The following is a 25,087-nucleotide window of genomic DNA, read 5'->3' as shown; positions in this document are numbered from 1 at the left end:
TCTTTTTCTCAATCTATGAAAAATGCTACAATATAAAGAAAGAATACAATATTTTCCTAGGTGGAAAGTGATTTGTAGAAAGGAAGAGACTTCATGCCTATTATTTTAGAAAAAGGACAGAAGATCGACTTAACGAAAGGACAACCTGGTTTAACAAAGTTACAAGTTGGCTTGGGTTGGGATCCTCTTGAAAAATCAGGTGGATTTTTATCTTCATTGTTTGGAAGTAAGACGAATATTGACTGTGATGCATCTGTGATTATGCTTGAAAATGATCGCTTTTTAAATAAACATGACCTTATTTATTTTGGAAATAAATTATCTTCTTGCGGAAGTATTACTCATTCAGGTGATAATTTAACAGGTGAAGGAGCGGGCGATGATGAAACTATCTTTGTGGAACTATCAAAAGTTCCATCTAGAGTGAACCGCTTAATATTTGTTGTAAATATTTATGATTGTGTGAATCGTCGTCAAGACTTTGGAATGATTCGCAATGCGTATATTCGTATTCAAAATCCACAAACACATGAAGAGTTAGTACGTTATAATTTAACAGATAACTACAGCGGAAAGACGACGCTAATTGCTGGTGAAATATATCGCCATAACGGTGAATGGAAATTCTCTGCAATTGGAGACGGAGCACAAGCCAAAAACTTAAGCGAAATTGTAACGCGTTATCAATAATCTTTAAGGAGGCGCTATATATGGCAGCTATTTCATTACAAAAAGGACAAAAAGTAGATTTAACGAAAACAAATCCAGGTCTTTCGAAAGTAATTGTTGGTCTTGGCTGGGATACAAATAAATATGATGGACAAGCTGATTTTGATTTAGACGTAAGTATTTTCTTAGTTGGTGCAAACGGTAAAGTTGGCGGAGGAGAAGACTTTGTTTTCTACAACAATCCAATCGGAGCGAATGGCTCTGTACAACATTTAGGTGATAACCGTACAGGGGATGGTGCAGGAGACGATGAAACAATTAAAGTGGATTTGAAAAATGTTCCTGCGCATATTGAACGCATTTGTTTTGCGATTACAATTTATGATGGAGAAGGTCGTCGTCAAAATTTTGGACAAGTATCTAACTCCTTTGTGCGCATTTTAGATGAAGAGAAGAATACAGAGCTAATTCGCTATGATTTAGGAGAAGATTTCTCAATTGAAACAGCGGTTGTAGTAGGTGAATTATACCGTCATAACAATGACTGGAAGTTCAATGCGATTGGAAGCGGCTTCCAAGGTGGATTAGGAGCTTTATGTAAAAATTTTGGTTTAGATGTAGAGTAAAGAATCTATGTAAATAGAGGTGAATAGATATGGTCATTCAGTTACAAAAAGGCCAAAAAATTGATTTAGGTAAGACAAGCCCAGGCCTTACGAAAGCAATTATTGGTCTTGGCTGGGATATTAAACAATATGACGGCGGATCTGATTTTGATTTAGATGCATCGGCTTTCTTATTAAATCAAGATGGTAAATGTACGAAGGAAACAGACTTTATCTTTTATAACAATTTACAATCTCCTTGTGGTTCTGTTGCACATACAGGTGATAATCGAACTGGAGAAGGTGCAGGTGATGATGAGCAATTAGTTGTTGATCTAAGTAAAGTACCGGCTGATGTACATCGTATTGCCATCACAGTTACCATTTATGATGCAGAGGGGCGCCGTCAAAACTTTGGACAAGTTGCCAATGCTTTTGTTCGTTTAGCCAACGAAGAAACAAATGAAGAAGTACTTCGCTATGATTTAGGGGAAGATTTCTCCATTGAAACAGCAGTTGTCTTTTGTGAATTATACCGTCATAATGGACAGTGGAAGTTTAATGCTGTCGGAAGCGGCTTCCAAGGTGGATTAGGTGCGCTTGTAAGAGCGTACGGCTTGGATGCGTAAGAAGGAAGCGACTTTCGTTTCCTTCTTTTCCGCTTTCTAGAAATTTACAAAGAGAATAGGAGTCAACAACGATATGGAGATTTTACATGGAATCCTTGATACGTATGCTCAGTTCTTTGATTGGGATATGTGGGTAAAAGTATTAACAGATCCAGTATCTTGGGGATTAATTGGTACGCTTGTTGTTTTGGAAGGGTTGTTATCTGCTGATAACGCACTTGTATTAGCGGTTATGGTAAAACATCTTCCAGCAGAAAAGCGTAAAAAAGCTTTATTTTACGGACTTATTGGTGCGTATGTATTTCGTTTTCTTGCCATCGGAATTGGTATGTACTTAATTAAATTAGCGTGGGTAAAAGTACTTGGTGCCCTTTATCTTGCATGGCTTTCTTTGAAACACTTCATTGATAAATCTAAAGGAAATGAAGAAGACGAAGAAGCTCATGGTATGAAGCAAGATAGCATTCTATTTAGAATGTTTGGCATGTTCTGGGGAACAGTAGTAATGGTCGAACTAATGGATATCGCGTTCTCTGTAGATAGCGTTCTTGCGGCATTTGGTGTTTCAAATGAAGTATGGATTCTACTTCTTGGAGGAATGCTTGGTATTTTAATGATGCGCGGTATTGCTGGCGTATTTTTAAAATTACTAGAACGTATTCCAGAGCTTGAAACGACAGCATATATATTAATTGCAATTATTGCTGTAAAAATGTTCCTTTCTGTATTCCATATTGAAATGCCGCATTGGATGTTCTTTACGATTTTAGTTGTTGCATTTGGTGCTACATTTATTGTGCATAATATGAAAATATCTCGCCAAACTCGTGAAGAGGTGGCAGCTTCTAAGAAAGAAGATTAATAGGTTAATAGACTAAATGGGCTTGCTCTTCACATGGGCGCCCATTTTTTATAAACGTTTCGTTTGGAGGTGAACGAGTGTGTTTTCACGTTTTACATTTCACCCACAGCTATTGGGCGGGGAAGAAGGATTTAAACAATTTGAAATGAGTTTAGCAAAGCGCCCACATTATGAATTGACAGAGAATGATCTACATTTTAGCTATGTCGGATGCCGCATTCTTGGTGTACCGAATGACGTGGATGAATACTATAACCAGTTGTTTGATTATAGTCAAAATGAGAATATTACTGTGCTTCATGAACAAAATTTAAATAAAGTCATTCCTTCAGAGAAGCTTCGTGATATTCAAGAAGTTTTTTCATTACATCAACAAGCACCAAACGGCTTAACTGTAAATCGTCTCGTTGCTCATTTGTCGGGAAAACGTTTGTTGCCTGAAGTTGACCATCCAGATATACAACACTACATACATACAACTTTTATTTCAATTTTAAAGCTGTACGAAAAACAGCACAATCAATCGTTAAAAACAGAAGGTTTCCGCCGTTTTTTAATTGATATGATTAAGCTAAGTGAAAATTACGTTTCAAAATGGTTTTCACAAAAGGATTACAAAGTACAAATGCCCCAAATTATATGGTATGGTGATGCGTCAGAAAGTCAAATTTACTTTTTATACTTTCTTATTATGCTCGGATGTGATGTATTGTATTATCATCCAGAAGGAAAAGATGGATTTGAACAGGTCGATGAAGAAAGTCGAACATTTGTAATTTCGCATCCGAGCAGGGTTTCACTTGAAACATTTCCAGATAAAAGAAGGGAGCGCGTTGCAACCGTTGCCTATCAAGCATCAAAAGAGATTGAGCAGGTGCTTCATCATGATAATTCACTCTTATATAAACCGTGGCAATTCAGGGCGTATACGCCAGTTGCCCGTACGTTAAAGACAACGTATGATGAACTGTTTATCATTACGAAAGAAAAAGCATTTATAAGACCAACATTCTTTGTAGAAAATCAACATATTTATATTCCATCGTTATTTGCAAAAGTGTCTGGTGTTTCTAAAAATGAGAAAGAGTATTTTCAAAGATTAAAAACGTTAACATCGTATGAGAACAGTATATTAATAAATCAATTTCCGTTTACGAAGGAACAGAAAGCGAATTTTCAATTTCATTATCGTGATGCGTTAAACCGTTCAGGAAAACTTGATGCACAGAACATAATTCAAAGCCATTGGTGGCCGCATAAGCGCTTACCGGAAGGATTAAAGTATGGTATTGCAGAGGCAATGATTCATACATGTGAAAGTGGGCTTTGCAAAAGAATGGGAACAGAAACAGAGCAAGATGTCGCTTTATATGTGTTTGCGCAGCTTTCGCAAATTCCACCGAACGTACTTGAACAGCTTGAGAAATTTGATTATTCGCAAGAAGTGCCGAAAATAGTCATATTTAACAATGAGAAAAGTGGAGAACTGACGCGTTCTGATGCAGTATTAATGCTCTTTTTAAATCAAATTGGTGTCGATGTTTTACATTTTAATCCGACAGGGCGTAATGATATTGAGCAGTATATTGAAGCGGGAGCATTTGATTCACATTGGTTAGAAGAAGTGAGCTTTGATGTAGAATTTCATGGTGCATCGGCTTATAAAAATTTATCAAATACTTTAAAAGGGCTATTTCGCCCATTTATATAAAGAAAGGAAGATACATATATGAATCCGATTGTATTAGATCCAACAACAACAGAATTGAATGAACAAACATCAAATGATATTCGCCTGCAGCTAAGACAAGACCCTGAAGTACAGCGTATCTATAATGCGGTTGATGTAAAAGATCAATTGGAATTAATTGAGTTAGGAAAAGAGCCATCTGTAGAGATTTCCCGGTTTGCTGATCAAATTTTACAGACGATGACATTATCTAAGGTAGAAGATTCCGGTGAGCTATTAAAACAGCTTGGGAAAATTATGGACAAGTTTGACAGTAAAGATTTCGTTGAAGAAAAAGGCGGTTTTTTCTCTCGTTTATTTAAAAAAGGAAATCAAATGATTGAACAAATCTTTAATAAGTATCAAACGATGGGACGCGAAATGGATAAAGTATACGTGGAAATCACGAAATATCAAGATGAAATGAAGCGTTCAATCGGTACGTTAGATGGTTTGTATGATCAAAACTTAAAATACTATTTAGATTTAGAGAAATACGTTGTTGCGGGTGAAATGCTACTTGAGCGTTTGCAAACAGAATTAGTTCCAATGTATGAAGAGCGCGTTCGTAACAATGATCAACTTGCAGGAATCGAGCTGGAATCATTAAAAAACTCTGTAGAGATTTTAGAGCAACGCATTGACGATTTAGAAAAAGCGCGTATGGTTGCACTATTAACAGCACCGCAAATTCGTATGATTCAACGTGGTAACAACAAGTTAATAGGGAAAATTAATACAGCGTTTATTACGACAATTCCTATTTTTAAAAATGGTATTATTCAAGCCGTAAATGCAAAACGTCAAAAGCTTGTTGCGGACTCAATGGCAGAACTTGACCGCCGCACAAACGAGCTATTGAAGAGAAATGCACAAAATATCGCGACGCAAAGTGTAGAAGTAGCAAAATTGGCGGGTTCTTCGAGCATTAAGATGGAGACTCTTGAAGAGACTTGGAACATTATCTCTAAAGGTGTTCAAGAAACAAAACAAATTGAAGAGCAAAACAAACGTGAGCGTGAAGAAAGCCGTAAGCGTATGGCAGACTTAACGGATAGAATTAAAAAGGAAATGCAAGGATAATGACTGATATGAAGTGAAACTTCCATAAGTGGGGGTCTTACTGCCCGCGAATAGCGGGATAAAAAAGGCAATGAGGATGCTCCTCATTGCCTTTTTATTTTATTTTTTAATTAATGAGCCTAATTCTTCTGTAATAGCTTGCATCTCACTAATGCTAAATGTTTCGCGTTTCATAACGTGTTCATAAATGTCACGTAAATCTTCATACATATCTTCATTGAAATTTGAAGCTCTCATTGCTCCGGCGTTTACCATGCGTAATTTTTCTTTAATTGCTTCTACCATATATTCAACGTTTTCTTGCGTTTTTACGGATAAATCCACGGAATTGTCCCCCTTTAAAATAACATAGACTTATCTTAACATTTTTTATCATTTTCGTTAATGGAAGTTTGAAGTCGTATTAAATTAGCACTTATCTCCTTTATAAGTAATTGTTGATTGTTTATACTAAATATAACAAATGCATCATGAAGGGAAGAAACAAATATGGTTCGAGTTTTATTTGTTTGTTTAGGAAATATTTGTCGTTCGCCGATGGCAGAAGCAATTTTTCGTGAACTTGTAAAAAAAGAAAGATTAGAACAAACGATTAATGTTGATTCGGCTGGAACTGGAGATTGGCATATCGGTCACCCGCCTCACCATGGAACACAAAAAATTTTAATGGAAAATGAAGTGTCCTTTGAAGGAATTAAAGCACGTCAAGTAGAAAAAGAAGACTTAACAAAGTTTGATTACGTAATTGCAATGGACAATAAAAACTTAGACGACTTAAAGGCTTTAGGAAAAGCAGGCGGCTATATTGGCAGACTATCCGATTTTGTTCCAGACGGTGGCTGGACAGATGTTCCGGATCCATATTTTACAGGGAACTTTCAAGAAGTATATGACCTTGTAACAGAAGGATGTGCAAAATTGCTAGCGTTCATTCGAAATGAGCAAGGAATATAAGGATATTAGTTCAGAAAGTATAATGTGAAACTTCCATTGGTGAGCATCGCTACTTATGGTTAGTTAAACCAATCGAGCTCTTATGGGGAGGTACCTCAAGGCTATCACCTTTAGGATTCACTGTCCGTTAGAGTGAGATAACTTTCTAACAAAATAGATGAAAGGGTGAAGGAATATGGCAAAGAAGGGGAATATTGTACGAAATATTGCAATCGGTGTGGCAGCAGGTGTGGCGGTTTCTATGTTAAAGAAAGAAAATCGTGAGAAAGTGAAGTATACGGCAGGAAAAGCGAAAACAAAAATGATTGAAATTGGTGAAAATGCAAAGCTAAAAGAAAAGATGCAAACAGTTACAGATAAAGGGCGCGAAATTGCTGACTTTAATGTTGTAAAAGCAAAAGTAGCAGAAATTAAAAAGTTAACGCCAGCTGTTGTTGAAACATTAAAAGAGACGAAAGATATTTTTAACAAGAAGAAGAATAATGCGAAAGAGCAACCAGCCACAATTGAAATTCAAGCGGTTGTACCAACAGAAGAACTAAAGGCGGAAGAAGAACTGATTGTAGCAGAAGATAGCGGTACGAAGGAATCTATTGCAGAAGAGAAGAAGTCAGAAGCGTTTATTGAACTAAAACAAAATCAAGAAGAAAAGAAAAGTGTTTAAAAAAGATGAAAACATTTTTACAACAAGCAAGAACTCATCATGTTTTCACATTTGGGAAAGACTTATATGATCGAACAATGCGAGATGATGTGGCAGGCTTATCAGCACAGCTTGCCTATTTCTTCTTGCTTTCTCTCTTTCCAGCACTTGTTTTTTTAATAACGCTTCTTGGATATATTCCAATTCAGACGGAAGATGTATTAGCCTTTTTACAGAATTATGCTCCTGAAGATGTATTGAGTTTAATTGAAACAAATGTAGATACAATAGTAAGTGAACAAAATGGTGGGTTATTATCGTTTGGTTTACTTGCAATGTTATATTTTGCTTCGAATGGTGTAAATGCTGTGATGAAGGCATTTAACCGTGCCTATGATATTACTGAAACACGTTCATTTATTGCAACAAGAGCATTGTCAATTGTATTAACATTAGCAACGATTTTTATGATTGTTTTTGCTTTAATTTTACCTGTATTTGGCCAAATAATTGGATCAGCAATTTTTAAAATTCTAGGTTTATCTCATGAATTTTCGTTTGTTTGGAGTATTGTTCGATTACTATTAAGTTTTCTCGTATTATTTGGTTTATTTTGCTTTTTGTATAAATTTGCTCCAAATCGTCATGTACAGAGAAAAGAAGTGATAACAGGAGCATTATTTGCTACAATCGGATGGATTGTGGCATCGTATTCATTTGCATTCTATGTTGATCACTTTGGGAATTATTCTAATACATACGGCAGCCTCGGTGCTATTATTATTTTAATATTATGGTTTTATTTAACTGGCTGGGTGATTTTGCTTGGTGGAGAAATTAATGCACTCTTGAATTATTATCGAACGAGTGACAATAATTCCCGTAATCAAAAGTAACCTCCTGTCCCATACTAAAAGGGAATAGGAGGGATTATTCATGGGTCAAAATAAAACTGGCAATAGCAAAAACGATAAAAACCAAAGTAAACAACGCAGCAGTTCACAGCCAAAACATAAAACGAGCAGTAGTGCAAACGGACATAATGGTTATCATTAAAAAAAGGGTTCCATATTGGAACCCTTTTAATTATTTGCTTTTAATAATCGTAACCCATTTAAAATGACGAGAATGGTACTTCCTTCATGACCGATGACACCTAATGGAAGTGCTAAAAATTGCAGGAAGTTCGAACAAATGAGCAGCATAATTACTGCCAATGAAAAGATAACGTTTTGCTTTACAATGCGATTCATTCGTTTTGATAAGCGAATTGCTTGTGCTAAGCGGGAAAGTTCATTTTTCATTAAGACAACGTCTGCAGTTTCTAAAGCAACATCAGTTCCTTCTCCCATAGCAACTCCAATACTTGCTGTCGCTAATGCAGGGGCGTCATTAATGCCATCACCGACCATTGCGACTGTACCATATTTCTTTTTCAATTCTTTTATTGCTTCTACCTTTGTTTCTGGTAAGCAAGATGCGTAATACTCTTTAATATTACTTTCAGCAGCGATGGTTTTTGCCGTTTGTTCATTATCACCTGTAATCATAATCGCTTCGATGCCAAGGCTTTGAAGCTCGTGAATTGCTGCAATTGTTTCTTGGCGCAATGTATCTTTCAAAGCGATGAGACCGAGAATACCTTTCTCATCGCTTACATATACAACAGTTTTTCCTTCTCGTTCTAAATGTGTTGAAACACCGTTATGGAATAATGTTGTTTCTTCACCGATAAAATCAGCTTTCCCAATTTTGTACGCTTTGTTTTGCAGTGTTCCTTTTAAGCCAAATCCAGTTACATCTTCTACGTTTTCTGGTTTTGTTAATGTAATGTCATATGCGTGTTTTGCATATTTAACAATCGATTCCGCTAGCGGATGAGTAGAATGACTTTCAATGGATGCTGTAATGTACAGTAACTCTTTTTCAGATACTCCATCACGGGTATATACATCTGTTACTGTTGGTTTTCCTTGTGTTAATGTACCTGTTTTATCAAAGGCAATGGCTTTTAATGAAGCGAGTCTTTCTAAATGAACACCGCCTTTAAATAAGATGCCATGTCGTGCACCGTTTGAAATCGCCGATAACGTAGCTGGTGTAATGGCTGCAACGAGCGCACAAGGAGAAGCGACAACGAGTAGAATCATTGCACGGTAAAATGTTTCATTCCAGCTCCAGTCAAGAGCATAGTGAGGAACAAACATCATGAGTCCTACAACAAGAAGCACTCCTTTCACATATGTTCCTTCAAATTTTTCAATAAAGAGTTGTGAAGGAGATTTTTCACTTTGTGCATTTTGCACGAGACGAATAATTTTTTGGAACAATGTTTGATCGCTATGTTTTGTGATTTCTACTTCAATGGCACCGCGCAAGTTAACAGTTCCCGCGAATACTTCGTCGCCTGGTCTCTTTTCATTTGGAATTGGTTCACCTGAAATGGCAGCTTCATCAATATTTGTTTCGCCAGTGTGAATTACACCGTCAGCAGGAATACGTTCACCTGGCTTAATTAAAATGATGTCACCAATTTGCAGCTGCTGGATTGAAATACGTTCTTCTACTCCGCGAGAGATGCGCAGTGCTTCTTCAGGTTGTAAGTCGAGCAGTGCTGAAATTTCTTTTTGACTTTTGTTCATCGTGTAAGCTTCCATAGCTCCGCTTAAAGCGAAGATAAAAATTAATATGGCACCTTCTGTCCAGTAGCCGATAATGGCTGAGCCGATAGCCGCAAAAAGCATGAGCATTTCGACGTTCAGCTCTTTTTCTGCAATTGTGTCTTCAATCCCTTCTTTTGCTTTTGCATAACCTCCAATTACATAAGCTAATACGTAAAATATGGTTGCAGCTGTTGTAATATCATTCTTTGTTAGTAACCAACCTGCCAAAATAAAAATTCCAGATGTAATCGCAAAAATGAGTTCATAATGTTTTTGGAATGTTTCCAACCAGGATGGAGAAGTTGGCGTTGTTGTTTGTTTTGATAATACTTTTACTTGTGAATTCATAGTTTATTTACTCCTTTCATTGAGAAAAATAATCATCATCGAAACCCTTATAAAACGACGAAAGCTGCCATCCATACGGATAGCAGCATTTCTTAGAAAACACATTCTGTGTAGTTATTCACTTTATTATTATTCTAAATTGTAACATATGTTTCCACATAGAGAAAGATTTTTTATTTAATGATTAGAAGTGAAAATACTTGTGTTTTTGAGTTTGCTTTGTTATATATGAATATTGTTCGTAAAAAGTACGGAAAGGAAGACATCACGTGAAGACAGAAAGATTTTTTACACATCCGCTTGGCGTATTTGTAGCGGCATTAAGTGCAACTTTTCTATGGGGCAGTGCGTTTCCATTTATTAAATTAAGTTATGTACAGTTAGACATTCAACCTCATGAAGTAGGTGAACAAATTTTATTTGCAGGTTACCGATTTTTCATAGCGGGATTAATGCTCTTATTCTTTTTAAAAGTATTAGGAAAAAATGTATCTTTCCAAAAAGATACAGCGAAGCAACTTGTTCAGATTGGTTTGTTTCAAACGTTTTTACAATATATTTGTTTTTATATTGGCATGAGTTATAGCACTGGGATTGAAGGAGCAGTTATTTCTGGAACATCTTCATTCTTTCAAATTTTATTAGCGCATTTTCTATATAAAGATGATTCATTAAATATGAGAAAAATCGTTGGGGTATCAATCGGGTTTTGCGGTGTAGTCCTTGTAAATATTCCAAAAGGGGATATGGATTTTCACTTTGGTATTGGCGAATTGTTATTATTAGGTGCAGCAATGCTGTACTCATACGGTAACATATTGGCGAAAGAAGGCAGTAAAACGATGGATGTAGGCTATATGACTGCATATCAAATGATTATTGGTTCTTTAGGTTTATTATTCATTGGGATTTTACAAGTTGGGTTCATACCATTTACATTCCATATACAAACGTTGCTTATGCTACTATACTTATCTTTCTTATCGGCAGCGGGATTTTGTATTTGGAATACAGTGATGAAATACAACAAAGTTGGAAAAGTATCGATGTACATGTTCTTCATTCCAGTGTTTGGTGTAATATTATCAAGCTTAATTTTAGGTGAAGCGATTCATTCTTTCGTATTGTTTGGATTGGCATGTGTAGCGACGGGAATCATTGTGGTGAATCGTGCACCTATGGTGAAAAAAACGGAGCAAATACAAAAGCAGCGTGAAGAGGTTCAGTAAGAGCCTCTTTTTCATATGTAAAGTTAGGAAATATTAAATAGAATTTTTTTCAGAAAGTGATGGAGTAATAGAAACACACATACTTTTTGTTGAAACTTGTAGATAAAAGGAAGGAAAATGATGCTTTTATAACGAATAACATAGAAATATTAATTCATCAAGGAGAAAAATATGAATGAAATGTACGTACTACTGATTGGACAAGTAACTTTGTTTCTGTTCGGTACAATTTATGCAATAAGGCAATCCAAACAAACAAAGAAAAACGAACCATTACCCTTATTTGTACGTTTACTTCTTAGTTTTTCATTAACTGGAGCTGCAACATGGATGTGGGTGCAAGACCCCGCAACACCTTATCGGCAATGGGTTGCAATCGGCATGATTTTATCAACAATTGGTGATTTGTTTATGGCAGGCCTGATACCATTTGGGCACCGTTTAATTGGTGGGATGGTCACATTTGCTGTTGCACATTGCTTGTATGTTACAGCTTTTTTAGAAACAGGTATTTCATGGACAGGATTATGGTTTGGCTTAGTAGGATATGGGTTATTTTTAATTATCGGTTGGTTCTTTTTTATTAGAAATAATAAGCAAGATAAGCTATTTACAATAGGAGCACTTGTATACGGGCTTTGGGTTGGTGGAATGGCGTGCTTTGCATTTGGACTTGCATATTCTTACGGTGGAATATGGTGGATTCCAGCGCTTGGTGGTTTGCTGTTTGTCATTTCCGACTTTATTATTGGAGTTACTGATATCGGGGGAAGAAATATAAAATATGATCCTCTTTGGGTTTGGGCAACATATGTTGGAGCGCAAATGTGTATTATTTATGTTGGAATGTAATTGTTGAACTAATCAGGTGCTAACGATGAACGTTTAAGAAAATACCCTCAACATAAGGAGATTATTATAAAGTGAAACTTCCAACAGTGGGGGGTTTCTTCATTCACCACTGCCCGTTAGTGCGGGATAAAGTGGATGTATGAATAATTGTCATCTATATAGAAATGAAAGAAGAACTGCTTATCGGTAGTTCTTTTTTGTCGGCTAAATAACCTCTATATATAGAACGTTAGATTTTGTTCTATAAATCGCATATATAATTTACTGATAATATAGAATATATTTACAAAAATATTTTATAATATATGTACATAGAGGGATAAAGGAGAGAAGCATGAGACAGAAAAGCCGCTTTCGGGAATGGATTGAAGTATTTGCGATTGCATGCATTATTGCTTTTTTTATGAAAGTATTTGTATTTTTTCCGACGACGGTGCAAGGGGCTTCAATGCAGCCTACACTTTATGAAGGAGATAAAGTCATTATAAATAAGTTAGCAAGGAAAGTTGATAGCTATAATCATGGTGATGTAATTGTGATAAAAACAGATAATTTTTATGTGAAGCGTATTATTGGTTTACCTGGAGATACAATTGAAATGAAAAATGATCAGTTGTATATAAATAGTCAATTGCAAAAGGAAACATATTTGGAAAAAAATAAGAAGCAAGCAAAACAACTTATGATAAATTTAACTGAGGATTTTGGTCCGATGATAATTCCGAAAAATAAAATCTTTGTGATGGGGGATAATCGATTAGTGAGCCGAGATAGTCGTAATGGGCTAGGGCTTATTGATAAAGATGATGTATTAGGAAGTTTGGTTGCAATATATTATCCTTTTGAACGGATGCACATAGTAGATTAGAAGGAGAGTGGATATGGAAGATATTATTGGTCACATTCTCGCTGGGGTGTACGAGGAGCAATTGCACTAGGAGAGGCGGCAGCAGATGCTGCAAAGGTTATCGCTCGCGGAACAGTTGGAGTTGTAAAAGTTGTAGGAGAAGGTATAGCAGAGGAAATTGTAGAACAAGCGTTAGAAAGCATAGAAGGACGAGAGAAGCGAAAGCAAAGAAGATTTGCTCGTCATATTGAAAAGTTAAAAGGGCATGATTGGTTCAAAGTTATATATGAAGATGTAAAATGCCGAGATGTAATTTATACAGAAGAGCATTATCGGAATTTGTTGAGTAAGCGGCGGTATATACATAAACTAATTCGTAACGAAAACGAAAGACAACAATTCATTCAGCAAATTCGTGTGGAAGCAAAGGTTGATGATGTGATTTGGGATGTAAAAAAGGATTAAAGATTAATCCTTTTTTACATTCACATAAGAGTTTAGTATAAAAAGCAGCCAATATTGGCTGCTTTTTTGGTTCTTATTTACTACAATATGAGAAAGTTAAAAGGTGGATAGTTCATCTGTTTCTGTTTCTAAAGTTGAATCTGGATAGGAATTATCTTTACCTATATTTAAGATTACTTCATACTGACATAATCTCAATTCAAAGAGCGTTATAGGGTCATGATAAACTTCAGGATTCGATTTCATTTTATGCAGTGTATTTTGTTTTTCTTGTATTTCTAAATGAGTGTATTCTACAGCTTGTTTCAGCGCACCAAATGGATTTCTAAAGAACATAGTAATATCTCGCTCTAGTGCGTTTTCAAATAGCTCAAACTGCAAGAAAAATTTGTTCATAATAGAAGCTGTTACATCGGTATAATCTTCATTTTCTAAATACTGTTTGTATTTGTTATATAGCATTGGTTTGTTTTTAGGAAGAACTCCAAATAATTTACCGGCACTTTTCAGTAAAAATTGTGCTGGTGTAAAGCGGCGTAAGATATTCACTTCTTCCATTTGTATTCTAGTTGTCATTCTATCAGTATCTCTGCGCCAATCATCGAGCACTTTAAAGTCACATTCTAACTGTATTCGATTTTCTCCACATAAAGAATTAAGTCCTTCACTGATTTCTTCTAAGTACGATTGACTTTGAAGGAACTCGTTATTAGAAGCTTCAATCCAATTTTTCATAGAGAGAGCAAGATTAGGTAATACAGTTTGTTCAAGATATTTTTGAACTCTTTCGTTCATCGCTGTATTTAGTTCAATATCAATGTGTCCGAAATCGCTCTCTTCGCTAATTAAATCAGAACAACTTTGTAATAGTTTCGGAATATGTTCTGTAAGATCATGAGTAATTTCGTTTTTCATTTTACGATATGATTCTGTAATAAAATGAATTTTTTCCTTCTCAAAAGCAGTAAGGTTATTAATAAAACCATTTAGTCTAACTAAAATATCTTCATTCCAACTAATAGAATCCACTAGGTTGTTTTCCATCTCGATTCGTTTATCCAAAAGATGTGTAATTGTTTTTCGAATGAAAAATAATAGCTTTTCAGTACGTTCTGCATCGATATTTTTATGGTTAAAGTTAAAATGAATAAACTCAGTTAAATCGTTTACTTGTTGACTACTTGTATATAACGAAGAATAAGGGAAAACTCTCGCATACGGGAAATATGTGTTTATTCTCGCTTGCGTATCATGTATAACTCTTTTTGCTTCTGCTTCACTGTAAATGTTATCAATTTTATTCAATAAGAAATGAATTTGTAGATTTGGTGCATGTTCTTGAATACTTAATAGAATGTCACGTTCCTTGTCAGTAAAAGGAGAATCCGCATTCAATACGAATAATAATTCGTCTACCGAATGTAAATGTTCAAATGTTTCATTTCTGCTATCGTTGTTCCTGCTAAAGCTAGGTGTAACAACGAATGTAAGTTTATTTTTACTTAAAAATCTGCATGGTAATTTAAATTCAACACATGCTCTATCTCTATATGTTTGGCGGTGCATAGACAACATGTTATGGAAATCAGAGAAATTCTCAGTCGTTGTAATTGCTGAATCTGTTATGACGTTAATTTCTGTATGAGCATCATTTTTAAAGACAATTACATTTGAGCTGGAGTCTTCTAATATATTTTCTCCCAGTATAGAGTTAATAAGTGAAGATTTTCCGTTTCCTGAAGTTCCTGTTACTAAAAGGCGATTTGTTTTTAAATCTGCAAGCTCGCCAACTAACCATCTAAATCGATGGCCTATTTCTAAATCATTTCTTTGTGCCCACTGTGTAATAGATTCAAAAAGATGTAAACTATACTCTAATCCATCTGTGTAATTGGTAGAATATGATAGAGTATTTTCTGCATGTTTTATATCTGCTGAATCTATTTGGGAAGGGAAAATCTCATTCCATGCCAATACTGCTGAAGATGGAAATACAGACTGAGACGGATTGGCTACCTTTAACCAATTTGTTAAAAGATTCGGAATAATATCGTGTAAGTGTCTCAGCATATATTGACCTTGAATTAATTCAAAGTACGTTTCTTCGTAAAGAGAAGAAATTTTGTCCCATATATCGGACGAATGTATTTCGATATGTAAGAAAAATTCATTTATTGTTTTAAGCCATAATAAATAAGTTTGTTCATTTTTATAGCTGTGCCAAAGCGATGAAACAATTTGCGTAAATTGTACTTGGTCTACATTATTTAATGTAACTAATACTTCATAAAAATAATCTGGTGAAATGGTTTTAGTAAATCCTTTATCAATATATTCTTTTAGAACCTCAAACCATGGAAAAGATTCTGTTCGAATTAACTCATTCACAGCAAGCTCTACTGCACTGCCAAAATCTTGCTGTTCTTCATAAAAGGAAAGAGCAATTGCTGTAACGTTTGGATAATCGGGATTTAAAGAAACCGCTTCTTTAATAACAGTGAAAGCTGAATCAAGTTTATTTTGCTCGATATAAAGAGAGAGTAATTGCAGTGATATTTCGGTCATAAGTGTTTTATTATCAGTAGTAATGGATGTATAAACATTTTCAGCAACTGATAATTGGTTAAGTTCGAAGTAAGCATCCGCAATATTTTTTTGTGCCCATGGTGCTAATTCATTATTGACTTTCTCCCATTTAAAAATAGCTGATTCAAAATCTTGATAGTGATAATAAAATTCACCTTGTGCAAAACGAATATAAGATCCATCGGAAAATTCATTTTTTTGTTCGTTTAAATAAGCTTCTCCAAGTACTTGAAGAGGTGGGTGTGTTTCATTCTCCATTAGGAATGTTTCATAATATATCTTTTTTATTAATTGTTTTTCTAATCTCATTTTTTTCCCCCACTATATCTTGAAAAATACATTTTCCTCTATGTGTCAACACTTTTTTGTATTCATACTTTATATTTTAACAAAAATTTTCTTTTGAAAAATTTCATTTTCCTTTCATTTTTTAAGAAGAATTGAATTCTAATGCGAAAAGTTTCATTTCTTTTTCAATTTCCTTTCAGTTGTGAAACAACATTAGATGTTCCTAATAACTTAATGCGAATATAATATTCTACATTAAGTTGTAACATTACATGTAGAGTTCGTTATAAAAACAATGTATAGTGAATATGTATGCCATGTTTGCTGCATTGATAGAGAGGGTACAATGTGGAATAACGATAACGTATAGGATGTGTCGTGCGAATGGAACAACATATTGGTGAATTAATCGCACACTATGGTTATTATGGAATTATTATTGCACTTGCTGGAGGAATTGTTGGATTACCGATACCAGATGAATTTTTACTTACATTTGTCGGATATAATATTTCAAGGGGATATATGTCAGGTACAGAGGCTTTTATGAGCAGTATGGCTGGGTCTATACTTGGGATTACATTAAGTTATATGCTCGGTTTAAAACTAGGACTTCCTGTACTAAAAAAATATGGTTCTAAAGTGGGAATTAAAGAAGCACAAATTGAGAGGACCCATATTTTATTTGGGAAGTATGGTCCTTTTTTACTAATGATTGGCTATTTTTTACCTGGTGTCAGACATCTAACTGCATATTTTGCAGGAATGTCCAACTTAAAATGGGGTAAGTTTTGCTTATATGCGTATGGCGGTGCTTTGATTTGGGTGAGTGTATTTATTGGACTTGGATGGAAATTAGGAGAAAAGTGGAGAGAGGTAGAGTACAATTTACATCGATATGGATTTTGGATTTTTATTATTTCAATTGTCATCGCTTTGATTGTTTATACATATGTAAGAATACAAAATGCTAAGAAAAACCGCTAATGTATATAGCGGTTTTTTTATATATTATTCTGCAATCTCTTCATATAAGAAGTACGTCACATTATAAATATGTTCTACCTCGTCATCTGTCATATACATAAGTTCTTCGCGTTCAATCCCTTTTTTCTTTTCGATAAACTCAATCATATTTTTCCGTTCTTCTCTTTTCATCATTTTTTATTTCTCCTCTCATTCTGTTTTAATACAGTTTATTTAAGTTAATGCTATTATATAACAGAATCTTTAGAAAGTTCCAGCTTTTTCAATTTTTTTTGGAAAAGAACTTTTCGACAAAACGAGACCTCATATTTCGTGAGATCTCGTTTTTTTTTGCTATAGACGTAAAAATTCTGGTTGCGTTGTACCAACACTATCAATGTAATAAATTGTTTCAGGGTTAATTTTTATTAAAACGTAATTTGGATCTTCAGGACCAAGTAACCAACGTTTTAAGCTGTTTGTCCAGAATTTATTTTTTAACGTATTGTCTTCTTCAATAGAAGCGATTCCTTCTACCTCAATATACTCTTCATCCCAGTTCTTTCCTTCTTTCCCAAGTAAAATATGAACGTTTGGATTTTGTTCTATATCTGTTATCTTTTTTGAATGACGGTCTGTTGCAGCGTACAATACGAAATCTTCATGAAAAAATATCATAAAGCAGCTATGTGGTTTGTTGTCACGGAGTGTTGCCAGTACACCTGTTTTTTGATTTTGAATGATATTTGCTATTTTTTCTTTTATATGCATTTGTTTCTGCCCCTTTCTATTGTCCCGCACTTATTATTAGTTGAATTAACAGGCTTTTACGTGATGAAAAATTCTTTGCTCACTCTTACTTTTTTCTTCAATGACCTTTTTTAAACGTAATTATTATGAAAGTTGGGTAAGTTAGAAGAATAATGATAAAACAAAGGATAATTGATGAAAATTGGAAGGATGAAAAGGATGTTTAATAAAATCTTTTTATTCGTTGTAGTTATTGGTGTGCCGTTTTCCATTCTTGGTAACGTTATGCACTGGCCACAAACAATTATGTTTGCTGTATATTGTATTACGATTATTGCGCTTGCTGGTTTTATGGGGAGAGCGACAGAAAGTTTGGCGATTGTGTCAGGACCGCGTATCGGTGGCTTGTTAAATGCAACATTTGGTAACGCGGTTGAGCTTATTATTTCTATTTTTGCATTGCAAGCTGGGTTAATAGAAGTAGTGCTAGCTTCTTTAACAGGTTCTGTTCTCGGTAACCTATTGTTAGTTGGCGGCCTTTCTTTTTTTGTAGGTGGTCTAAAGTATAAACGTCAAAGCTTTAATGTATATGATGCAAGACATAATTCAACCTTATTAATTTTTGCAGTTGTTGTCGCATTTGTTATTCCAGAAATATTTTCAATGAAAATGGATGTAGGGAAAACATTCCAACTTAGTATTGGCATTTCAATCATTATGATTATTTTATATTTAGCAGCATTGTTCTTTAAACTTGTCACGCATCGAGGAGTATATCAGCCTAAAGAAGAAGAGATAGAACAACATGATGAAGAGCCAGAATGGTCAAAAGGAAGAGCGTTGCTTATTTTAGCAATTGCAACAGCAGCAGTCGCCTATGTATCAGAAGCACTTGTACATACGTTTGAAACAGTTGCAAAGGCATTTGGCTGGAGTGAATTATTTATTGGAATTATTATTGTGGCCATTGTCGGAAATGCAGCAGAGCATGCATCAGCTATTCTTATGGCCTATAAAAATAAGATTAATATTGCCGTTGAAATTGCAGTTGGATCAACATTACAAATTGCAATGTTTGTTGCGCCTGTACTTGTCATTATTTCTATGTTCTTTGCGGTGGAAATGCCTCTTATATTCACGTTTCCGGAATTAGTGGCAATGATTACAGCTGTATTCTTAACAATTGCTATATCGAATGATGGGGATACGAATTGGTTTGAAGGCCTAACATTACTTGCAGCATATTTCATTATGGGTATCGGCTTTTATTTATTATGAAAAATCCCGCCACTTTTCTCCTTTGAATCTTGAAGTGAGGAAGGTCTTGTGTATCACCTGTGGCAGATGCTTAACACGAGTGAAGTTTTCTTGCCTATTTTTGATAAAAAGTTTGGATAACAAAGAGGAGTGTGGAAAAGAATATAACCGTATAGTCCCATTAGGAAGGAGCTTTACGGATGAAACGAATGTACAGTATTTGTCTCATCATCATGTTCTCGTTTATCTTTTTATTTCCTTGTAGTAGCTTTGCAAAGACAGAACTGAATGTGAAAATTCCACCGTCTGTTTTAAACATTTCAAAAGAAAATACGTATCCAAATCCAACACAAGATTTGCCGCGCTTACAACCGAGTGAACTAGCAAAAACATTGCTTGAAACATCGCCAATAGTGATTGAAAATCCGGACTTAATTCGAATGTTTAACGAAACTTCCATTTCTAATGCACCGCTTGCAGTTGGATACCGGGCTAAAATTTATTTAGGACAGTGGCCTTTAAATTATGAATCAACTGAAACAACGATGAATTGGGAATATCGACAAGTGAATCGGAATTTCCATGATAATCGTGGTGCACAGGGGTTTTATTCACTTCGTTATAAGCAAGAAGCACAAAAAATGGTGGAAGGTGGACTCACTTCTTACATTAAAGATGCGGAAGATGTAAAGAAGATGATGCTACTAAAAGCAATGGGAAAAGTACGCTTACCTCTTTCGTTTAAAACAATTGTTGGTTATGGAACCGAGCATGAACGAGTATACAATATTAGTCCGAAACAACTTGGATACTTATATGCATATACGCCAGCAGTTAATGAAAAAGGAAAAGTAACATTTGGAGAAGTATATCTTGTCTTAAAAGGAAATCAGCGAAAACTTATGATAAAAAATATAACATCACAAGGAATTGGAGCTTCCATACCAATTCAAGATCATATTTCATTCAAGTTTATTTCGTCCCCTACCCCAAAATAAAGTGAAACTTCCATCAGTGGGGGTCTTACTGCCCGCGAATAGCGGGATAAAAAACGTCAGCGCATATTGCGCTGACGTTTTTTATCCTACTTATAGAGTGAGATTTGCTTGTTTTGTTAAGAAGTTTTCTGTTGAATAATAACTATTTTTCACAAGAATATTTGGTCCAAGGCATTTTACAGATGGACAATGACAGCTTAATTCTTTTGCTGTTTGTGAAGAGCTCCACTTGTCATAAGCTTCTTGCAATGTGTTCGTTTGGACGTTTCCAAGCAATGGAATGTCACCGAAATCTGTAACGATAATATTACCGTCAAAAATATTTACATTTAAGCGAGAGCGACCGTCTGGATCATTGCGCACTGTGACGTTTTTACTTGTATGGAGCTTTTTGAATACTTCTAAATCGCGTTCGTCATTGCTACATGCATAGAATGGCAATGTTCCAAATAACATCCATACATTTTCATCACGAATATCAAGAAGATGTGAAATTGCACTGCGAATTTCATCTTTCGTTAAAATTTCAAGATTGCTAGCAAAATCACTTGGATACATCGGATGTACTTCATGACGTTTGCAGCCCATCTCTTCAACAATTTGACGGTGAATGTGTTCAATATGTGGAAGGGTACGTTTATTTAGCATTGTTTCAGCAGAAACAAGAACACCCGCTTCTGATAATGCTTTACCATTTGAAATCATACGTTCAAATAGTTTGGCACGTTGTTCATATGATGGTTTGCGTTCCATCATGGCAAATCCGCCCTCAACAAAATCATCAATAGTTCCCCAGTTATGGGAAATATGAAGAACATCTAAGTAAGGAATAATTTGTTCATAACGAGCTAAATCTATAGTTAGGTTAGAGTTAATCTGTGTACGAACGCCTCGTTCGTGAGCATATTTTAAGAGCGGTGTTACATAGTTATCAACGGATTTTTTTGAAAGCATTGGTTCGCCGCCTGTAATACTTAAAGAACGTAGATGAGGAACTTCATCTAATCGTTGTAATAACAAATCAAGCGGAAGTGGATTCGGATCTTTTGGCTGTAATGTATAACCAACAGCACAATGTTCACAGCGCATATTGCATAACGTTGTAGTTGTAAACTCAACGTTTGTTAATAATAATTTGCCATACTCTTCAAGGTCCATATACGCTTCCCATGGATCATAAGAAGGAGTAATCGGCTTCATTTTTTGTGATGTATTCATTTATGAAATACTCCTTTGACTATTGAAATAACAATTTGTCCATTCTCTATGATAGAAGAAGATTGCTTTTTAATAAAGTGAAACTTTAATTAGCAGGGCGTTTTTATCTCCCAATGATTATTGGTTGAACCAATCGGGCGCATGCCAGCAGTTTTCCTCATACCTAACTTCTTTGCTTTATGCTGAATTTTGAGGAATGGGGATTACTGTCCGCGAATAGCGGGATAAACCATTTTACTTAAATTGAAGAAAAAATTTCATGACCGTGATAATCATTTTTGCTGTATAATAAAATAAAGATTCAATAAGCAAACAATGAGTATGCTGAATATGAGTCGAAGCAATCGAGTTGTATAAGTGTGTTATTTTTCGTAAATATGTAGGAACACTTATGTATAGTAAGAGCTAATTAGGATAACTCGAATAAAAAGGAGAGAGCCCCTATGGGAAATGCTACTTATGATAAAGATTCACAATTAGTATATTTGAAAGAACGTCTAAATATGTTTTTAGAAGTTATTGATACAATTGAACCAGAAGATGTAGAACTAGAAGATGTGGACCGTCTTCTTGAAATGTTAGATGATATTGAATTTAAATGCGAGCAATTTAAAAAAAGTGAGTAAGAATCAGCAAATTGCTGATTCTTTTTTGTTAGAAGCAACACAAAAAAAGAGGTATAATCAAAATGTGAAATTTTTTAAAGCGTTTTGGTAGCGTTCACAATTGAGGGGGAAGTAATAATGAAAAAGCTTCAAGAAAGCATGTATCAACTAATTGTTGAAACGTCGACGAATTTACCGAAAGATGTTCGCCGTGCGATTCAAAGAGCAAAAGAACGAGAAAATGCAGGAACTCGTTCAGCAATGGCGCTTGGCACAATTACAAATAATATTAAAATGGCAGATGATAATATTTCGCCAATTTGCCAAGATACAGGGATGCCAACTTTTAAAGTTTACACACCAGTTGGTGTAAATCAATTACACATTAAAGAAGCAATCTACCAAGCAATTGAACAAGCAACAAAAGACGGGAAGCTTCGTTCAAACTCTGTTGATTCTCTTTTTGGGGATAATAGCGGAAATAATTTAGGGCCAGGAACACCTGTTATTAAGTTTGAGCAATGGGAAAAAGATTATATTGATGCACGTCTTATTTTAAAAGGCGGTGGCTGTGAAAATAAAAATATTCAATATAGCTTACCTTGTGAAATAGAAGGGTTAGGACGAGCTGGTCGTGATTTAGAAGGGATTCGTAAATGTCTTCTTCATGCGGTATATCAAGCACAAGGGCAAGGATGCAGTGCTGGTGTAATTGGTGTTGGTATCGGAGGAGATCGCACGTCTGGTTATGAGCTTGCGAAAAACCAATTATTCCGTACATTAGATGATGAAAATCCAATCCCAGAATTGAAGCAGCTTGAAGAATATATCGTGGAGAATGCGAATAAGCTTGGCATTGGAACGATGGGCTTTGGCGGCGAAACGACGTTACTTGGTTGCAAAATTGGCGTATATAACCGTCTTCCAGCTAGTTTTTATGTTTCTGTTGCGTATAACTGCTGGGCATATCGCCGCTTAGGTGTAATGATTCATCCAGAATCAGGTGAAATTATTGACTGGTTATATCAAGAAGGGGAAGATACGTTAAAGCACGAGGAAGCAAAGGAAGATACAAACACGCAACGTGAAATTGTCCTGCAAGCTCCAATTACAGAAGAGCAAATTCGTGAGCTTCGCGTCGGTGATGTTGTAACGATTAACGGTATGATGTACACAGGACGTGATGCGATTCATAAGCATTTAATGGATCATGATTGCCCAGTTGACTTAAACGGACAAGTTATTTATCACTGCGGACCAGTTGTTGTAAAAGATGAAAATGACAATTGGAAAATTAAAGCGGCAGGACCAACAACAAGTATTCGTGAAGAACCGTACCAAGGCGATATTATGAAGAAATTTGGCATTCGTGCTGTTATTGGTAAAGGTGGTATGGGTGCGAAAACATTAGCGGCATTAAATGAGCATGGCGGCGTATATTTAAATGCAATTGGCGGTGCAGCACAGTACTATGCAGAGTGTATTAAAGAAGTAGAAAATGTTGATTTCTTACAATTTGGTATTCCAGAAGCAATGTGGCATTTACGTATAGAAGGATTCCAAGCAGTTGTAACGATGGATTCTCACGGTAATAGCTTACATGCTGATGTTGATAAAACATCTTTAGAGAAATTAGCAACGTTTAAAGAACCAGTATTTAAATAAGAAAGATGAAGGGAGTGGACTTTTGTCAGCTCCCTTTTGTGCGTTTAGTGTGTCGAACATCGTCGAAGGGTCTTTATCTTGTGTCGAAGCGCCGATATATTTTAAATAACGGTCGATATATTGTGAAAAGCGCCGATATATTTTAAATAATGGTCGATATATTGTGAAAAACGCCGATATATTTTAAATAACGGTCGATATATTGTGAAAAGCGCCGATATATTGCAAATAACGGTCGATATATTGAGTCAGTTTCTTTCTTTGTATTGGTATAAATGGAAAAACGTGTTCAGCATGAAAAAATTATAGACACAGAAACTACAAGTACGACTATAGATGAAAAGGAGCTTATAAATGAAGCGTAACTGGTTATATATTGGCCTTATCTTTTCAATTATGATGGCACTTGTTCCAGCTTCTGTGTTTGCTTATGTGAATGCACCGCATCATTGGGGAATTCCGCGTGCGAAGAGTGAAGTTCCTCCTGATGCTGGTAAACAGTTTACAGAGCTACTGCAAAAAAATGGAGGGTTTTATTTAGGCGATACAAAGAAAAAAGATATTTATTTAACGTTTGACAATGGATATGAAAATGGTTATACAGGAAAGATTCTCGATGTGTTAAAAGAAAAAAAGGTACCAGCAACGTTTTTTGTAACAGGACATTATATAAAAAGCCAACAAGATTTATTGAAAAGAATGGTAAATGAAGGACATATAGTTGGAAACCATTCCCAGAGTCATCCGGATTTTACAACAGTACATGATGCAAAGCTTCGTGAAGAACTGCAAAGTGTAACAGATGAAATTAAGAAGGTAACTGGACAAAAAGAAGTACTATATGTGCGGCCGCCACGCGGGATTTTTAGTGAGCGTACATTAGCACTTGCAAAAGAACAGGGCTACTATAATGTATTTTGGTCACTTGCTTTTCTCGATTGGAAAGTAGATCAACAAAGAGGCTGGCAATATGCTCATAATAATGTCATGAATATGATTCACCCTGGAGCTATTATTTTACTGCACGCTGTTTCTAAAGATAATACAGAAGCACTGGCAAAAATCATTGATGATTTACGCGAGAAAGGGTATCATTTTAAAAGCTTAGATGATTTAGTAAAAGGCAATCAACCGTAAGCATGCATGCTTGCGGTTTTCTCATGCTATAATGATGTG

Annotated in this window: 24 protein-coding genes; 18 read left to right on the top strand and 6 right to left on the bottom strand. The window is 35.3% G+C overall.

Annotated elements, in window-relative coordinates; translation table 11 throughout:
• The first annotated feature begins 93 nt into the window (after window positions 1-93).
• The 6 genes from LRP84_RS07320 to LRP84_RS07295 all read left to right on the top strand — a co-directional run bounded on the left by LRP84_RS07320 (window position 94) and on the right by LRP84_RS07295 (window position 5,577).
• Window positions 94-690, top strand: a complete 597-nt coding sequence (locus LRP84_RS07320) for a TerD family protein (protein ID WP_230574476.1) — start codon at window positions 94-96, stop codon at window positions 688-690.
• 20 nt (window positions 691-710) lie between these two features.
• Window positions 711-1,295, top strand: coding sequence for a TerD family protein (locus LRP84_RS07315; protein ID WP_230574475.1), 585 nt, complete (start codon window positions 711-713; stop codon window positions 1,293-1,295).
• Between the two features lie 29 nt (window positions 1,296-1,324).
• Complete coding sequence (locus LRP84_RS07310; protein ID WP_230574474.1) at window positions 1,325-1,903, top strand: TerD family protein; 579 nt, start codon at window positions 1,325-1,327, stop codon at window positions 1,901-1,903.
• A 73-nt stretch (window positions 1,904-1,976) separates the two neighbouring features.
• The gene (locus LRP84_RS07305) at window positions 1,977-2,765 is read left to right on the top strand and encodes a TerC family protein (RefSeq protein ID WP_230574473.1); all 789 of its coding nucleotides are present in this window, start codon (window positions 1,977-1,979) and stop codon (window positions 2,763-2,765) included.
• 79 nt (window positions 2,766-2,844) lie between these two features.
• The gene (locus LRP84_RS07300; RefSeq protein ID WP_230574472.1) at window positions 2,845-4,476 is read left to right on the top strand and encodes a YceG family protein; all 1,632 of its coding nucleotides are present in this window, start codon (window positions 2,845-2,847) and stop codon (window positions 4,474-4,476) included.
• A gap of 18 nt (window positions 4,477-4,494) precedes the next feature.
• Window positions 4,495-5,577, top strand: coding sequence for a toxic anion resistance protein (locus tag LRP84_RS07295; RefSeq protein WP_230574471.1), 1,083 nt, complete (start codon window positions 4,495-4,497; stop codon window positions 5,575-5,577).
• Window positions 5,578-5,676: 99 nt separating this feature from the next.
• On the opposite strand, the gene LRP84_RS07290 is transcribed toward LRP84_RS07295, so the two are convergent.
• Window positions 5,677-5,901 (bottom strand): DUF1128 domain-containing protein, encoded by a 225-nt coding sequence (locus LRP84_RS07290; protein ID WP_098311126.1) that lies wholly within the window; start codon window positions 5,899-5,901, stop codon window positions 5,677-5,679.
• A gap of 165 nt (window positions 5,902-6,066) precedes the next feature.
• Here LRP84_RS07290 and LRP84_RS07285 point away from each other — a divergent pair, with 165 nt between their 5' ends.
• The 3 genes from LRP84_RS07285 (at window position 6,067) to LRP84_RS07275 (ending at window position 8,070) form a co-directional block, all read left to right on the top strand.
• On the top strand, window positions 6,067-6,531 hold the full coding sequence (locus LRP84_RS07285; RefSeq protein ID WP_230574470.1) for a low molecular weight protein-tyrosine-phosphatase: 465 nt from the start codon (window positions 6,067-6,069) through the stop codon (window positions 6,529-6,531).
• A gap of 175 nt (window positions 6,532-6,706) precedes the next feature.
• Complete coding sequence (locus LRP84_RS07280) at window positions 6,707-7,195, top strand: DUF4075 domain-containing protein (protein ID WP_230574469.1); 489 nt, start codon at window positions 6,707-6,709, stop codon at window positions 7,193-7,195.
• 5 nt (window positions 7,196-7,200) lie between these two features.
• Entirely contained in the window at window positions 7,201-8,070 is an 870-nt protein-coding gene (locus LRP84_RS07275; RefSeq protein ID WP_230574468.1) for a YihY/virulence factor BrkB family protein, read from the top strand.
• Between the two features lie 186 nt (window positions 8,071-8,256).
• On the opposite strand, the gene LRP84_RS07270 is transcribed toward LRP84_RS07275, so the two are convergent.
• A complete protein-coding gene (locus tag LRP84_RS07270) occupies window positions 8,257-9,918 on the bottom strand; it encodes a heavy metal translocating P-type ATPase (protein WP_437438767.1) in 1,662 nt (553 codons plus the stop codon).
• 536 nt (window positions 9,919-10,454) lie between these two features.
• Between LRP84_RS07270 and LRP84_RS07265 the strand changes: the two genes are divergently transcribed.
• The 3 genes from LRP84_RS07265 to lepB all read left to right on the top strand — a co-directional run bounded on the left by LRP84_RS07265 (window position 10,455) and on the right by lepB (window position 13,134).
• A complete protein-coding gene (locus LRP84_RS07265) occupies window positions 10,455-11,414 on the top strand; it encodes a DMT family transporter (protein WP_230574466.1) in 960 nt (319 codons plus the stop codon).
• Between the two features lie 171 nt (window positions 11,415-11,585).
• On the top strand, window positions 11,586-12,266 hold the full coding sequence (locus LRP84_RS07260) for a lysoplasmalogenase (RefSeq protein WP_230574465.1): 681 nt from the start codon (window positions 11,586-11,588) through the stop codon (window positions 12,264-12,266).
• 334 nt (window positions 12,267-12,600) lie between these two features.
• Window positions 12,601-13,134 (top strand): signal peptidase I, encoded by a 534-nt coding sequence (gene lepB, locus LRP84_RS07255; protein ID WP_230574464.1) that lies wholly within the window; start codon window positions 12,601-12,603, stop codon window positions 13,132-13,134.
• 540 nt (window positions 13,135-13,674) lie between these two features.
• Here the strand turns inward: lepB and LRP84_RS07250 are convergent.
• Window positions 13,675-16,473, bottom strand: a complete 2,799-nt coding sequence (locus LRP84_RS07250) for a dynamin family protein (RefSeq protein ID WP_230574463.1) — start codon at window positions 16,471-16,473, stop codon at window positions 13,675-13,677.
• 363 nt (window positions 16,474-16,836) lie between these two features.
• Between LRP84_RS07250 and LRP84_RS07245 the strand changes: the two genes are divergently transcribed.
• Window positions 16,837-17,439 (top strand): DedA family protein, encoded by a 603-nt coding sequence (locus tag LRP84_RS07245; protein WP_230574462.1) that lies wholly within the window; start codon window positions 16,837-16,839, stop codon window positions 17,437-17,439.
• Between the two features lie 24 nt (window positions 17,440-17,463).
• Here LRP84_RS07245 and LRP84_RS07240 read toward each other — a convergent pair whose 3' ends face one another.
• On the bottom strand, window positions 17,464-17,610 hold the full coding sequence (locus tag LRP84_RS07240; protein ID WP_028411195.1) for a BH0509 family protein: 147 nt from the start codon (window positions 17,608-17,610) through the stop codon (window positions 17,464-17,466).
• A gap of 162 nt (window positions 17,611-17,772) precedes the next feature.
• Window positions 17,773-18,189, bottom strand: coding sequence for a pyridoxamine 5'-phosphate oxidase family protein (locus tag LRP84_RS07235; protein WP_098310886.1), 417 nt, complete (start codon window positions 18,187-18,189; stop codon window positions 17,773-17,775).
• 198 nt (window positions 18,190-18,387) lie between these two features.
• On the opposite strand from LRP84_RS07235, the gene cax reads away from it, so the two are divergent.
• Window positions 18,388-19,446, top strand: a complete 1,059-nt coding sequence (cax, locus tag LRP84_RS07230) for a calcium/proton exchanger (RefSeq protein WP_230574461.1) — start codon at window positions 18,388-18,390, stop codon at window positions 19,444-19,446.
• A gap of 179 nt (window positions 19,447-19,625) precedes the next feature.
• The gene (locus tag LRP84_RS07225) at window positions 19,626-20,423 is read left to right on the top strand and encodes a YfkD famly protein (RefSeq protein ID WP_230574460.1); all 798 of its coding nucleotides are present in this window, start codon (window positions 19,626-19,628) and stop codon (window positions 20,421-20,423) included.
• Between the two features lie 90 nt (window positions 20,424-20,513).
• On the opposite strand, the gene yfkAB is transcribed toward LRP84_RS07225, so the two are convergent.
• Window positions 20,514-21,641, bottom strand: coding sequence for a radical SAM/CxCxxxxC motif protein YfkAB (gene yfkAB, locus LRP84_RS07220; protein WP_230574459.1), 1,128 nt, complete (start codon window positions 21,639-21,641; stop codon window positions 20,514-20,516).
• Window positions 21,642-22,084: 443 nt separating this feature from the next.
• Between yfkAB and LRP84_RS07215 the strand changes: the two genes are divergently transcribed.
• The 3 genes from LRP84_RS07215 to pdaA all read left to right on the top strand — a co-directional run bounded on the left by LRP84_RS07215 (window position 22,085) and on the right by pdaA (window position 25,048).
• Window positions 22,085-22,267: an SE1561 family protein gene (locus LRP84_RS07215; RefSeq protein ID WP_230574458.1), complete on the top strand. Its 183-nt coding sequence runs from the start codon at window positions 22,085-22,087 to the stop codon at window positions 22,265-22,267.
• A gap of 117 nt (window positions 22,268-22,384) precedes the next feature.
• Window positions 22,385-23,911, top strand: a complete 1,527-nt coding sequence (locus LRP84_RS07210) for a fumarate hydratase (protein WP_230574457.1) — start codon at window positions 22,385-22,387, stop codon at window positions 23,909-23,911.
• 354 nt (window positions 23,912-24,265) lie between these two features.
• The gene (gene pdaA / locus LRP84_RS07205) at window positions 24,266-25,048 is read left to right on the top strand and encodes a delta-lactam-biosynthetic de-N-acetylase (RefSeq protein ID WP_230574456.1); all 783 of its coding nucleotides are present in this window, start codon (window positions 24,266-24,268) and stop codon (window positions 25,046-25,048) included.
• Window positions 25,049-25,087 lie beyond the last annotated feature (39 nt).

Origin of the sequence: Bacillus rhizoplanae (assembly GCF_917563915.1) — a bacterium.
GTDB classification, from domain to species: Bacteria; Bacillota; Bacilli; order Bacillales; family Bacillaceae_G; genus Bacillus_A; species Bacillus_A rhizoplanae.
Note: the sequence above shows the minus strand (reverse complement) of the source record. Positions and strands in the feature narration are given on the sequence as shown.

Excerpts from the sequence above, each read along its gene's own strand:
- LRP84_RS07320 (WP_230574476.1), top strand. The coding sequence starts at position 94 with ATGCCTATTATTTTAGAAAAAGGACAGAAGATCGACTTAACGAAAGGA.
- LRP84_RS07315 (WP_230574475.1), top strand. The coding sequence starts at position 711 with ATGGCAGCTATTTCATTACAAAAAGGACAAAAAGTAGATTTAACGAAA.
- LRP84_RS07310 (WP_230574474.1), top strand. The coding sequence starts at position 1,325 with ATGGTCATTCAGTTACAAAAAGGCCAAAAAATTGATTTAGGTAAGACA.
- LRP84_RS07305 (WP_230574473.1), top strand. The coding sequence starts at position 1,977 with ATGGAGATTTTACATGGAATCCTTGATACGTATGCTCAGTTCTTTGAT.
- LRP84_RS07295 (WP_230574471.1), top strand. The coding sequence starts at position 4,495 with ATGAATCCGATTGTATTAGATCCAACAACAACAGAATTGAATGAACAA.
- LRP84_RS07285 (WP_230574470.1), top strand. The coding sequence starts at position 6,067 with ATGGTTCGAGTTTTATTTGTTTGTTTAGGAAATATTTGTCGTTCGCCG.
- LRP84_RS07280 (WP_230574469.1), top strand. The coding sequence starts at position 6,707 with ATGGCAAAGAAGGGGAATATTGTACGAAATATTGCAATCGGTGTGGCA.
- LRP84_RS07275 (WP_230574468.1), top strand. The coding sequence starts at position 7,201 with ATGAAAACATTTTTACAACAAGCAAGAACTCATCATGTTTTCACATTT.
- LRP84_RS07270 (WP_437438767.1), bottom strand. The coding sequence starts at position 9,918 with ATGCTTTTTGCGGCTATCGGCTCAGCCATTATCGGCTACTGGACAGAA.
- LRP84_RS07260 (WP_230574465.1), top strand. The coding sequence starts at position 11,586 with ATGAATGAAATGTACGTACTACTGATTGGACAAGTAACTTTGTTTCTG.
- lepB (WP_230574464.1), top strand. The coding sequence starts at position 12,601 with ATGAGACAGAAAAGCCGCTTTCGGGAATGGATTGAAGTATTTGCGATT.
- LRP84_RS07250 (WP_230574463.1), bottom strand. The coding sequence starts at position 16,473 with ATGAGATTAGAAAAACAATTAATAAAAAAGATATATTATGAAACATTC.
- LRP84_RS07245 (WP_230574462.1), top strand. The coding sequence starts at position 16,837 with ATGGAACAACATATTGGTGAATTAATCGCACACTATGGTTATTATGGA.
- LRP84_RS07240 (WP_028411195.1), bottom strand. The coding sequence starts at position 17,610 with ATGAAAAGAGAAGAACGGAAAAATATGATTGAGTTTATCGAAAAGAAA.
- LRP84_RS07235 (WP_098310886.1), bottom strand. The coding sequence starts at position 18,189 with ATGCATATAAAAGAAAAAATAGCAAATATCATTCAAAATCAAAAAACA.
- cax (WP_230574461.1), top strand. The coding sequence starts at position 18,388 with ATGTTTAATAAAATCTTTTTATTCGTTGTAGTTATTGGTGTGCCGTTT.
- LRP84_RS07225 (WP_230574460.1), top strand. The coding sequence starts at position 19,626 with ATGAAACGAATGTACAGTATTTGTCTCATCATCATGTTCTCGTTTATC.
- yfkAB (WP_230574459.1), bottom strand. The coding sequence starts at position 21,641 with ATGAATACATCACAAAAAATGAAGCCGATTACTCCTTCTTATGATCCA.
- LRP84_RS07215 (WP_230574458.1), top strand. The coding sequence starts at position 22,085 with ATGGGAAATGCTACTTATGATAAAGATTCACAATTAGTATATTTGAAA.
- LRP84_RS07210 (WP_230574457.1), top strand. The coding sequence starts at position 22,385 with ATGAAAAAGCTTCAAGAAAGCATGTATCAACTAATTGTTGAAACGTCG.
- pdaA (WP_230574456.1), top strand. The coding sequence starts at position 24,266 with ATGAAGCGTAACTGGTTATATATTGGCCTTATCTTTTCAATTATGATG.